The 11,940-nt window shown below is 42.6% G+C and carries 12 protein-coding genes; 3 read left to right on the top strand and 9 right to left on the bottom strand.

What is annotated here, in order from left to right; genetic code table 11:
• Nucleotide 1 precedes the first annotated feature (1 nt).
• Entirely contained in the window at nucleotides 2-667 is a 666-nt protein-coding gene (locus FGG15_RS02075) for an ABC transporter ATP-binding protein (RefSeq protein WP_138832705.1), read from the bottom strand.
• A 158-nt stretch (nucleotides 668-825) separates the two neighbouring features.
• On the opposite strand from FGG15_RS02075, the gene msrA reads away from it, so the two are divergent.
• Genes msrA through FGG15_RS02090 form a run of 3 tightly spaced genes read left to right on the top strand, consistent with a single transcriptional unit; the run spans nucleotide 826 to nucleotide 2,311 of the window.
• Nucleotides 826-1,386: a peptide-methionine (S)-S-oxide reductase MsrA gene (msrA, locus tag FGG15_RS02080; RefSeq protein ID WP_138832707.1), complete on the top strand. Its 561-nt coding sequence runs from the start codon at nucleotides 826-828 to the stop codon at nucleotides 1,384-1,386.
• A 3-nt stretch (nucleotides 1,387-1,389) separates the two neighbouring features.
• Nucleotides 1,390-1,989, top strand: coding sequence for a GTP cyclohydrolase I FolE (gene folE, locus FGG15_RS02085; RefSeq protein ID WP_138832709.1), 600 nt, complete (start codon nucleotides 1,390-1,392; stop codon nucleotides 1,987-1,989).
• A 40-nt stretch (nucleotides 1,990-2,029) separates the two neighbouring features.
• Nucleotides 2,030-2,311 (top strand): hypothetical protein, encoded by a 282-nt coding sequence (locus tag FGG15_RS02090; protein WP_138832711.1) that lies wholly within the window; start codon nucleotides 2,030-2,032, stop codon nucleotides 2,309-2,311.
• A 30-nt stretch (nucleotides 2,312-2,341) separates the two neighbouring features.
• On the opposite strand, the gene FGG15_RS02095 is transcribed toward FGG15_RS02090, so the two are convergent.
• From FGG15_RS02095 to FGG15_RS02130, 8 genes are all read right to left on the bottom strand, one after another.
• Complete coding sequence (locus tag FGG15_RS02095; protein ID WP_138832713.1) at nucleotides 2,342-4,558, bottom strand: DUF5916 domain-containing protein; 2,217 nt, start codon at nucleotides 4,556-4,558, stop codon at nucleotides 2,342-2,344.
• 1 nt (nucleotide 4,559) lies between these two features.
• Nucleotides 4,560-5,987: a DUF3526 domain-containing protein gene (locus tag FGG15_RS02100; protein ID WP_138832715.1), complete on the bottom strand. Its 1,428-nt coding sequence runs from the start codon at nucleotides 5,985-5,987 to the stop codon at nucleotides 4,560-4,562.
• Nucleotides 5,988-5,989: 2 nt separating this feature from the next.
• Nucleotides 5,990-7,396, bottom strand: a complete 1,407-nt coding sequence (locus tag FGG15_RS02105) for an ABC transporter permease (RefSeq protein ID WP_138832717.1) — start codon at nucleotides 7,394-7,396, stop codon at nucleotides 5,990-5,992.
• Entirely contained in the window at nucleotides 7,393-8,109 is a 717-nt protein-coding gene (locus FGG15_RS02110) for an ABC transporter ATP-binding protein (RefSeq protein ID WP_138832719.1), read from the bottom strand. The genes FGG15_RS02105 and FGG15_RS02110 overlap by 4 nt, the downstream gene beginning before the upstream one ends.
• A 108-nt stretch (nucleotides 8,110-8,217) precedes the next feature.
• Complete coding sequence (locus FGG15_RS02115) at nucleotides 8,218-8,559, bottom strand: hypothetical protein (protein WP_138832721.1); 342 nt, start codon at nucleotides 8,557-8,559, stop codon at nucleotides 8,218-8,220.
• Between the two features lie 43 nt (nucleotides 8,560-8,602).
• Nucleotides 8,603-9,157: a type 1 periplasmic binding fold superfamily protein gene (locus tag FGG15_RS02120; RefSeq protein ID WP_138832723.1), complete on the bottom strand. Its 555-nt coding sequence runs from the start codon at nucleotides 9,155-9,157 to the stop codon at nucleotides 8,603-8,605.
• A gap of 12 nt (nucleotides 9,158-9,169) precedes the next feature.
• Nucleotides 9,170-11,569 carry a TonB-dependent receptor gene (locus tag FGG15_RS02125; RefSeq protein ID WP_138832725.1) on the bottom strand — a complete coding sequence of 800 codons (2,400 nt, stop codon included), beginning with the start codon at nucleotides 11,567-11,569 and terminating at the stop codon, nucleotides 9,170-9,172.
• A gap of 66 nt (nucleotides 11,570-11,635) precedes the next feature.
• Nucleotides 11,636-11,938 (bottom strand): hypothetical protein, encoded by a 303-nt coding sequence (locus FGG15_RS02130; protein ID WP_138832727.1) that lies wholly within the window; start codon nucleotides 11,936-11,938, stop codon nucleotides 11,636-11,638.
• Nucleotides 11,939-11,940: the final 2 nt, after the last annotated feature.

An 11,940-nucleotide genomic window follows, 5' to 3' on the forward strand; every position in this document is an offset into this window, starting at 1 on the left:
GCTATCTTGAGACAATCACACCATCCACCATAGTCAGTTTTCTATCGGCCATATTGGCCAATTCGGTGTTGTGGGTTACCAAAACAAAGGTCTGTCCAAACTCGTCCCGGAGTTTAAAAAACAACTGATGGAGGTTGTCCGCACTTTCTGAATCCAGGTTTCCGCTTGGTTCATCGGCGAGGATTACAGATGGATTGTTGATGAGTGAACGCGCAACCGCCACCCTTTGCTGTTCACCCCCCGAAAGCGCATTGGGTTTATGGTCGTAACGGTCAGAAAGCCCTAGGAAATCCAGAAGTTCCTTGGCCCTGTTTTCCGCCTCCGCCCTGGGCGTTTTTTTGATAAAGGCAGGAATGCATACGTTTTCCAAGGCTGTAAACTCGGGTAAAAGTTGATGAAATTGGAATATGAACCCAATATGTTCATTCCTAAATCGGGCCAGTCCTTTATCGTTCAACTGATTCACCAGGGTGTCATTGATCAGTAAAGTGCTATCGGTTTTGTTTGAAGGTTCATCCAAAGTCCCCAATATTTGCAAAAGGGTAGTTTTACCAGCCCCGGAAGCTCCCACAATCGAAACCACTTCACCTTTATTAATGGTTAGGTCAACACCCTTTAAAACTTCCAAGTGCCCAAAAGATTTTCTAATGTTTGTGGCTATGATCATAATATCCTCGCTTCGGGGAGTGAAAGTAACAATTACAGATGAGCGAACAAAAATTGGAGTTTTAAATAAAGTTTTTCTTAGGATTTACGACAATTAGGTGCGCATCTATTTGGTGATGAAGGTTGGAATGGATAAGTTTATTTTAAGGTATGATAAATATGGACAATCAAGAAAATAGAAATTTGGAATCGGCAATTTTTGCTGGGGGTTGTTTTTGGTGCACGGAAGCGGTGTTTCAACGATTGAATGGCGTAGTTGAGGTAATCTCAGGTTACACCGGTGGGGCTATCAAGAACCCGGCCTATCGGGAAATTTGTACGGGTAGAACAGGGCATGCGGAGGCTATTCAAATTAAATATGATGCAACCAAAGTCTCCTTTGTAGAGCTGTTGGAGGTGTTCTTTGCCACCCACGATCCCACAACCTTAAATAGACAAGGGAATGATTTGGGCGACCAATACCGAAGTGAAATTTTCTATACTTCCCTTGATCAAAAAAGGGAAGCCGAGGAGTTTATTGCCTTGTTGGAAAGAGAAAAAGTGTTTACAAATCCTATTGTAACGGCTGTTTCAGAAGCAAAACCTTTTTATATTGCGGAACAGGAGCATCAGAATTATTACAATGATCACTCCAATCAACCGTATTGTCAGTTTATCATTGATCCAAAAATCAAGAAATTGAACAAACATTTTTCTAACAAGTTAAATACCGCTACATAGCCTATGGCGCCCTATCAGAATCTGGAAGAATACAATATCGAAATTACCAATGAGGTCAAGGATCGTTTTGCCAAAATCATTGATGAGATTGGGGAAGATGTGCAACGCGATGGTCTCCAGAAAACTCCTGAACGTGCTGCCAAGGCCATGCTTTTTTTGACCCAGGGCTATGGCCAAGATGCCGCAGAAATCTTGCGTAGTGCAATGTTTGAGGAGGATTATGACGATATGGTGATTATCAAGGATATTGAGGTGTATTCGCTTTGCGAACATCATATGCTTCCTTTCTTTGGAAAAGCCCATGTGGCCTACATTCCTAACGGGCATATCGTTGGATTGAGCAAAATACCAAGAGTAGTAGATGTCTTTGCCCGTAGATTGCAGGTTCAAGAACGGTTGACCCACGATATTTTAGAGTGTCTAAACGACACGCTCAAACCTAAGGGTGTAGCCGTGGTCATAGAGGCAGCGCATATGTGTATGATGATGCGAGGGGTTCAAAAACAAAATTCTGTGACCACAACTTCTGGATTTCGAGGGCAGTTTGAAAAGATTGAGACCCGTAATGAGTTCTTAAAACTCATCAGCTCGGATTTGTCCTAGGGGATTTCCCCAATTCATTTGGAATTGCTATTTTTCCGCAATGGCAAAGGTGGAAGACCAAAAATATCAGCATTTACTTTTGGGATTATTGTTTGACGGCATTGGAATGCTGTCCTTTGCTATTCCTGGCATTGGGGAGTTTTCAGATGTTATTTGGGCTCCTGTGGCAGGTTGGCTCATGACCCGAATGTACAAGGGAAGAATAGGACAAGTGGCAGGGGTAGTTACCTTTGTTGAGGAATTGGTGCCTGGTTTGGACATTGTTCCTTCCTTCACGCTGATGTGGATTTACACCTATCTTATCTCCAAGATCAAAAAATAAAAGCCGCTTTAACGGCTTTCACACTTCCTGTTAAAACTGTTTTAGCAAAGTTATCTTCCCGATAAATTGTCTAGTGCTTTGCATCGGATCAAAAATGTCCGTTTGCGTGTCGTTGAACACGAGATACACAAAGGAAAGTGGCATATATTTCCAACTTAATCGTGCATTCCACCTTCCCTGTTCGTTAAAACTATTATACTGGTAAAAGGTGGAGAGCTGTACTCTTGGATTTAATGCCAACCGTAAATTAGCGGAATACAAATTGGTGCTTAGATTGGAGTCACCAACCCCCACCTCCTTGATCGTATTATGCTCGTATTCCAGTGCTAGTGCGGCATGAGGAATGGGAGCAAATCTGGCCGCAGCATTGATAGTGTTCCGCGTTCCATTGTAAAAGCTTCCAAAACTATAACCGAGATCACCTGACCATTTTTTGGATTGGTCGGTATTGTATTGCACCAAATAACGGGTATAGTAATAGTTGTCCTGTTCAATTTGCAAACCCAATGGCGCAAAGTCAAAGTTGATGTTTTGCCAAGTTGGAGTGGTGGAAACCTCAAAAAAACTATTGTCCTTGAACCAAGTAAATATTGGGAATATATACAAACTGGCCTGTTGAAATTGTGTCGGATCTGTGGCATCATGCAAATAATTGACAAACATCCCGGGATCCCACCTTCTTATCCAATCCATTTTTTTAGGCCTGAAGATATAATATCCACCTGGATTATGTCGAATCACATTGGTTTGGCGAACAAAACCCATTCTTGGATTATAGTTGGCATCGGTGTATTCTGTTACCCATCCATAGTAGAATTTATTGGAGTCGTTGCCTGCAAAAAAACGCCCTGCAAAGCCAGTTTCCCCAGTTGCCTCGTCTATGGAAGTGGTCAGGATATACTGAATATCCCATTGACTGGTGGGACGTATTTGTCCATCCAGCGTGATGGTGGTATTGTTATTGCTTTCCAAATTCAGGTCATCATGTTCATTGTCCAAGCGATGCGTGACCATGACCCCAACATTGTTTTCCCTGCCATAATTCCTGAGATAACGGAATACGCCAAAATTTGCCCCTGCAGAACCATCCGTTTCCCTTTGACGAACAAACAAGCCGGCCACGGCATTTTTTTCGGTGCGTTGGGTAAAGCGTGCACCAACGTCAATTGGCGCTGGGATGGCATTAAAGTTACCCTGAAGTCCAATACGTCTACTAAAAAAAGGCCTTATGGATTGTTGCAATCCACCGGCCCAAATCCCTGAATTTTCCAAAAAGAACTGGCGTCGCTCCGGGAAGAAAATATTGAAACGTTCCAAGTTGTTTACGGCTCTGTCCACATCGGCTTGGGCAAAATCGGTATTCACGGTTAAATCCAATACCGTCTTGGGGTTCATGGCCCATTTGACATCAAAGCCCAGCTTGGGATCGCTGGTTTTGGAGGTTAGAACATCTCCCTCTTTGTTCTCATCATACTGGTACAAGGTATAGGGCTCCACCCGAATGTTGGCTGAGGGGGGAGGAACCTCAATATCCGTCAGTTTAGCGGCATAGGTCATTCTGTAGGGGGTAAATGACTGTGGGATAGCCGGAAATGTGGACACTTCTACTTCCCTGCGGGCATAACGAACCATGGTCATTCCCAATTCGATGGTATTCCCATTTTCCGGAAGATTGTATCGAAGCGATTTAAACGGAATCGCCATTTCCACCGTAAATCCTTGATCTGAACGTTGGGTGCGTACCCGCCAAAGGGTATTCCATCCCGTATCAAAATTGTTTCCATTGAAATTCTGGAAATCCCGTTGATTCCCATAAGGTGTTGTCTGAAAACCTTGGGCATATTGTTTCAGGTTTTGGGGATCCAAGGCAACGCCAAAAAGATCGTTCTCACCCCAGCTAAAATCCCTACGTAAATCCTGAATCCGGATTCCTGGTATTCCCAAGGAATCCTTACAGAATGCAGATACATAAAGATTTTTGTCATCATAGAGGAATCTCACTAGGGTTTTATAGGTGACTTTACCCCCTTGCCTGGGTTCAATGCGGAAAAAATCATCCGTCAGTTTTGCATTTTCCCAATCCGGTTCATCCAACTGACCGTCAACTTGAATAGGGGATAGGGCTTTGGAAACCGATATTTCAATGGGTTCTTCGGGGGGAGGAAAGTTCTCTGCGTTTTCTTCCTGAGCTTGGATACCATGTACACAGAGGAGCCAAGAAAAAATCAAAATAATATGTGCTCTCATACTATGGGGTAATTATGTTTCTGCTGGACTGATATGCCATTCCTTTCACAAACCCCAGTCCAACCAAGCCCAATGCAATCATTGCTAGAACCAGTGTGCTTTTTGCAGTACTGTCGGATTCCAATGATACATATTCAAATACGGGGAGATTCTTGTAATCTTGACTGGAAAAGGGTTGATTGTTGTAGAGGAACGGCAGTAAATGCTGTCGCCAAGTTTCTGCAAAGGCCGTTACTTGCTTTCTATAACTTTCATAATCCCTTGTTGAAGTTCCTGCCAATGCGTTGAGTTCCTGTTGCACAATAATGGCCGGGGACAACCATTTGAGCTGTGAAATCCATTGCTGCTGATTCTGTAATTGACCCTCAAACTTTTGAATAACGGGTTGTAACTCTTCCCGCACCAATTGCTGGGATGCCATATATCGATGATAGAAACTTCGGCCCTGATTGGGATCGTTGATGGCATATTCTGGATGATCCCTTAAAAAGTTATCCAAGATTTCATCTTGTTTCTTTGTGGCTTCCGCTTTGGCATTTCTCAATTGATTGATCATCAGGGTACGGGAGGGCATAGGATAAAGGGTACTGCCCATCTGATTCAGCGTGGATGGAATCAGTAGGACAAATAGCAGCCATAACCCAATGAGGGCAATGGCATTTTTTGCGGAACTTCCTACCCAAAGGTTGACTATGAATGCCAAAGCAAACCAAAACAAAATGTACCCCGCGGTAACACCGAACACGGGCAAAAGACTTGCTATACTACGATCACTGCCATTGATATAGAAAACGATTGTGAGAATAACACTAATCATTACAAGAATCCAAAATAGGCGTATGACCATTTTTTGCAGTACCCAGGATGCCAGCGAAATGGGCTGGGAAGCGAGTAATCTCAATGTACCACTTTCCCGTTCTGAGGACAAGACATTATAGGTAAATGCAATGATAATCAAGGGCAACAAGAAAATAATGACAAATGCCGGATCAAAACTGCCAAACAACTGTTGAACCGGATTGGTAATTTCAGTGAAATTAAGGGCTAGATCATCCCCAGAGGTTTTTGGTTTTACGTAGTGTGTAAACAAATCACTTTGCCCTGTAGAGATAAAAGCCAAATTGGAAGGATCCATGGCAGCAACACGTGGATGATAGTTTCCTACTGCCATAGGTTTGGATGGAATAGTCCAAGGAGAGGCAGTGACCTCCATACCGCGTTCAACGGAATCCAACTGTTTTAGCATGACCTGATCAGATTCCTGTACTTCTTGATGGGCCGCCAGAATATCCGATTTTCTTTTATTCACCTTTTCGTGCCCGTTGTAAAAAGCAAAAAAGAACAGCGCAAAAAGGAGTAGGCTAAGCAATTGGATCCAACCATTTCGAAGAAGCCCTTTTAGCTCATATATAAAGTTAAACTTGTACATAGCTATAATTTTTTTGTGGTGAAAAATAGAAGGGAAAATGAACCTAATATCCAAGCGGATAAAATGGCGGAGTTGGAAGAATTCCTTGAAAGGATTTCGGACAGCTCAGGAGGGTCATAATCAAATGCAGGCATTTCTTTCCAAGTGGATTCATCTGCTCTGTAGCTCCATTCCCCATAGGAAGAATTTTCGGCAAAATTGCCGTTGAGGAAGGCCTGCAGGTCTACCCGATAGGTTTCTGCCGCATCAGCGAAATCCCAGTGGGTGCTGTAATCCGTATTTGCCACAGCCATGCTCATGAATCGAGTAGGTAAAAAAGGAGATAGCACGGCAAGGTTGCGATACAATTTGGACTGTTGCTCAAATTGCGTTTTTAGATGTTTGTAATGCTTAAAATAGATTTCAGCGGTATGTTCCTCTCCTTTCTGCATTCGATAGGCATCAAAATTGAATGGAAGTTGTTCCAAGCTATCCACATTATGCTGCTTTAATACTTCATTTTCCAGCATTTTGGCTTGTTTGTTCCACGGATCATGGCCGTCAATTCCACTTTTTTGATCCTTGGTTATGCTCGCAGCAAATTCCTGTCGGGTAGGATAGGGATATTGGGATTCTGCCATATTGCTCGCAGCTTTTGGAACTGCCAAACAAGCTAAAATCCAAGCACCTAGAGACAGTACAAGCGAGATTCCCGATTTCTTCATTTTGGAGGAAATGAACAATACCAAATTGATGAAGATTATATAATAAGCTAAGTAAACAAGGAACATAACCCCCAAAGATGTCCAACTAAACACACCAAAGTCATTAAGATTGGACAGGACAATTCCGGCAACAATAAAAAGTAGTGCTACAGTGATGAAAATAGGAGTGAATATGCCCAACCACTTGCCAAAAATCAGTTTCCCGACCGGAGTCCCCTGACTTTTCAAAAGCACCAACGTACCCATTTCCTTTTCTTTGGTGAAGGCGTTGTATCCAAGAAATACAATCAACAAAGGAAGAATGAACAGGAGCACAAAATCGGGCGTCAAGTCTCCAAATCGGGCCAGTCCGGTTTGATCTGCGGCTTTGCTAAACTGGGCTTCGTTTCGTTTATGGGCCTCGAGAAAAATTGAGGTTCCGGTAAATTTATCAACTCCATGATCCACAAGGGAAAGTGGATATTTGGGCTTAAAGGCATAGGTACCATAGTGGGCCGCGGAATGCGGGTTTTTTTCTCCCTGAGCTTCCCAAATGTGGCGCTCTGCGGTTTCCGCTTCTTGATATTGTTCATTGATCGTTGTGTACTGACTCTTGCTAATCCAAGTGGCTACCGCCATCAATAACACTACAATTAAAAAGCTAATTCTGACCCTTCCATCCCGGGACAATTCTTTAAGTTCCTTTATAAATGTACTGTGTATCATAGCACTGCCTCTTTATACTCCATCGTTTTCAAGTAGGCGTGTTCCAAATCGCCTAAGGAAATCTCATCGGCAACAAATTCTTGTTTCAATTGACCGTTTTTCATGATACCAATATGGGTAGCAATTTCCTTTGCCCTAAAAAGGTCATGGGTGGCCATAAGAATGGCTACGCCCTTATTTCGTAATTTTTGGAGTAACAAACCAAATTCGTTACTTGCCTTGGGGTCTAAACCTGAAGTGGGTTCATCCAATAACAGTACACTGGCATCTTTCGCTAAAGCCAAGGCTATACCCACCTTTTGTCGCATTCCTTTGGAAAAGGTTGAAATTCGTTGGTGGAAGGCACTTGTTTGAAGCCCGGCCTCTTCCAAAAAACCCTCCAATTGGGCTTTATTCAATTGGTTTCCTCCAATACCGGAAAAGTAATCCAGATTTTCAACTGCTGATAGGTTGGGGTATAGCATTAGGTTTTCAGGAATGTAGGCAAGATGTTTTTTAGTCTTTTTTGGGTTTTCTGAAATCGCAAGACCATTGATAAATGAGCTGCCCGAAGTAGGTTTAATAAAACCTAGTAGCAAGTTGATTGTGGTAGTTTTTCCAGCACCGTTGGCTCCCAGTAAACAATATAGATCACCAGCTTTGATATTTAAGTTGAGACTGTCCAGTACAGTAATATCACCATAAACCTTGGAGAGATTGTTGGTCGTAATCATTTTGAGTTGTTTTTTGATTTGAAGTGTATATGCAGTCACACCCTTAAAATCCTTATTGATTTTGAAGTGTAAAGGAGTATGGCCAAATCCCTTAAGGGATTGGTGTATTTATATAACTGAGGAGAATTGGGAGGGAGGACCTCGTCTATAGTGGATATTATACCCAACAATTGAAGTGAGTTGCTCCTCGGATTCCTGTATCAAAAAGAAAACAGGAGCAGGGTTGGAGCAGTGGAATTCAGCAAGCTGAACTGCGGGTTGTGTGGTTAATTTAGCGCATAGGTCGCATGGATCGTTTTCGCTAACAATCCATTCATTACCATCAAGATGGTCCAGGGCATTTTCACTCGCATGCATAATCAACATATGGTAAACACCAAACAGTTGCTGTACGCACAGTACAGCAACCATTAAAGTGCAAATTACCTTATGTCTGAATCTTTTATACATGAAATGAAAAGTTCGGTTTGTGCTTTAAATTTGGGGCAATACCTTATTCTACTGTTAAACTAAAGGTTTGCGTAATATCGGTTTCTCCACCAGCATCAGACAAAGTACCGTTATTTGGTTTTTTAGGCTCGTGTCGCAAAGTCACGGCCAAGGTTGCCGAACCTGCAGCTCCTGTTGTTAGGGAAAATTCAATCCCAACAGGGTTGCCGTCCCCGTCTTCATCCGAATATGTCACTGTGTCAATGCTACCTGTGGTTACAAAGAAAAATTGATGCTCATCGTCTTCCTCCGCCACTTCTTCGGTGATATCTTCAGCCGGAGTTTCGGTTTCATTCAAAAGTTCAATAGAACCATTGTAGGTAGTGCTTGCTGCCAAGTTTCCTGAAATCGTGATTACGGGTGCGTTTGGACCATCGCCATCCAAATCCTGGGATTTTAGTTCTATTGCAGTACCACCACCATCTGGGGTAAGGGTTACCGTCATGGTAGTGATGGTTTCCTCTTCGTTGATTTCCTCTGGAGAGTTATCATCACTTGAGCATGATGCTAAAAAACTTCCAGCTAGGATTGCCATTGATAAAAATTTGATTGTTTTCATGTAATAAAGGATTTAATAATTAAATTTTAATTGAATCAAAATGTTTCTCCCTAAATCGTCTGCGAAAAACCTTTGGCGATTTAGATAGTCTCTATAATTGGTATTCAATAGGTTATTGACCACCAAAGAGGTAGTTATTTTTTTATTTCCAGCCCATGGAAATTCCATTTGTGAGCGCAAGCCCAGTAGGTGATAGGCATCTGGGGCCGTGTTTATTTCGAGCAATACTTCTTGTTGTTGCTCCGGGGAAAAGACCATAATGTTGTCTGGTGTCTCATTTTGTCTAAAAACATATTGACTTTCCAGGGAAACACTGAAATTTTTCCATTGAGGTACGCTGTATGTGATTTGATTGCGAAAATTGGCTGCTGGAATATTGATCAAAGCTGAATTGTTGTCCGTTTCTTGCCCTTTGACCAAAGAGAATTGATGGTCTGTTTTCCAGTATTTCGTCCAATTGGCGTAAGCCGAGAAATCCAGTCCAAGGAGCCTGGCATCGGTCTGGCGGTATTCCCAAACAGGAAAAGCACCTCTTATGGTGAACTCCACACCAGATGGTTCCAGAAGTAAGAAGTTTTGTACCCAATTGGCAAAGGGTTCCACGGAATATCCCCAATGGTTAAAATCCTGCTCAAAGGAAGCAGTGAACTTGTGTGAGGTCTCGCTATCTACCCTTAAATCCCCCAGCTCAATTCGAGCAGCGGAATGATGTAGGCCGTCACTGAATAACTCCGAAGGATTGGGCGCTCTTTGGGCCAAGGCATAATTGAATTTTAACGTCTCTTCACCCTCCCATTGATATTTTCCACCGACGGTGGCCGAAATGTTATGATAGTCAAATACCGGATTGACCAATATTGAGGTTCCTAAATCCTCTACAATTAAATCTTGAAACTCGGTGTCATATCCTCGTTCGTTCCATCTGGAGGTTTGATAAAACTTTTGGGCGTCTATTCTGGTGAAATCGTAACGAACTCCACCTTCCAGCAATAATTGATCTGTGATTTGGATTTCTCCTAGGGCAAAAGCTCCTAGATCAAACTTCTCGTAATCTGGAATTAACCTACGAACCCCGGTGGCAGGATTCGGGAAATTTTCCTGATAACGACCCAACAGCCCTACATGCATTTGATGATCTTCCTTGGCGTCCCATTTAAAATCAGTGGATAGGGTATGGGTGGTCAATTCCAAATCTATGGAAGCCCGGCCGTCCAGCTCTCCCCGCCGAACATCAAATTCGAATCTTCGATTGCTTTGAAAATCATATTGAAAATTCCATTTACCAAGTCCTTCAAAACGCTTGTAAAAATGCAACTTGGCTAAATGATGTTTTACTTCTTGTCTTGGGTTTTGCAGGTCATAGGTAAACGAACGGATAATCTCTGGTTGTCCGTTATTTATGCTACGAATCAGGTCATCTACGTTTCCAATATGAGAGGCCCGTAAAACTGCAATTTCGGAAGAAAAATAGGCATATCTTACATCCCACCCCCAAGTAAACAACCGTTTTCCAAACCTAAGTGAGGTGCCCAATTCCTGTATTCCAGTATTGGAGAGGATATAATCTGGAGCCTCCAAATCCCCAAGTCGTTTGTAGGAGCCTTGAACCTTGGCGAACCACCCTGATCCAAAAGCTTTTGTCAATTCGGAGGTTAATGTGCCTCCTCTACCGTTGGTGTTGCCACTAATCAGGGTTTTGCCAAAAATGGTGTCTTTTACTGGAATTTTGGCTTGCTCCAAGACAATTGTACCTCCAATGGCGTCACCGCCATACTGAAGGGCAGAAGCTCCCTTTATAACGGAAACAGCTCCAGCTGTATTTATATCGATATTGGGTGCATGCTCATCTCCCCATTCCATATCTTGCATGCGTACGCCATCATTAAGTATTAAAACACGACTACCGTTTAAACCGTGAATAGAAGGTTTTACAATGTTGGCGCCTGTATTCAAGGAGGAAACACCTCCTAATTCCCTTAAGGCGTCACCTAAGGTTCCAGAACTGTACAGTTCCAAGGTCGGAAGTTTCAATTTTTCCTCGGATGCTGAGTTGGTCTTGTCGTTAATGGCTTCCCCAACCACATCCACTTCATCCAATTCTTCCAAATGGTGTTCCAGTTTGATGTCAATTGTGGTATCCTCTTGGACAACTATATTCATCAAAATAGTATTGCACTCTGGATGGGATACCTCCAATTCATAATTCCCAACGCAAATGGAAGAAATTAGAAAACTCCCACCAGCATCGGTTTCTACCGTATGTGTAGTTCCAACAATCAAGAGGGTTGCATTTTCCAAGGGTAATTTGCTATGGTAATCCGTTACTTTACCGGTAATGGTATTGTCGCAATTCTGCGATAGGCCCCAAAATGGGAATACTATCATCAGTGTAATGAAAAGCTTTGCTTTCATTCAAAAATCAGTATGTATTAAATTGATTTACAGACGTTATACTGCCTGTTAAAAGTGTTCCGGGTATTAAGACAAGGAACGGGGAGGGGGCCGGGAAAATAGGGAGTTGGGAACCGTGGTAACGGTTGTAGGTTGCGAATAAGTTGTTGTTACTACCCGCGTTGGTTCATCCAATAGCATTGGCGCAAAATCATTTTGGGCAAAATCCAAATCTGCTTGTTGAGCTTCAATGGCCATTTCGCACAAATAACAATGATCCATACCATCCGCATCGGATCCTTGATGGGTGTATACATGCAAGGCAGATACCTTAATCAACATTAAGGCACCAAAAAGAATAAATGCTATGATATTTTTAGCCTTCGCCATCA

The organism is Flagellimonas algicola, assembly GCF_005937185.1.
Taxonomy (GTDB): domain Bacteria; phylum Bacteroidota; class Bacteroidia; order Flavobacteriales; family Flavobacteriaceae; genus Flagellimonas; species Flagellimonas algicola.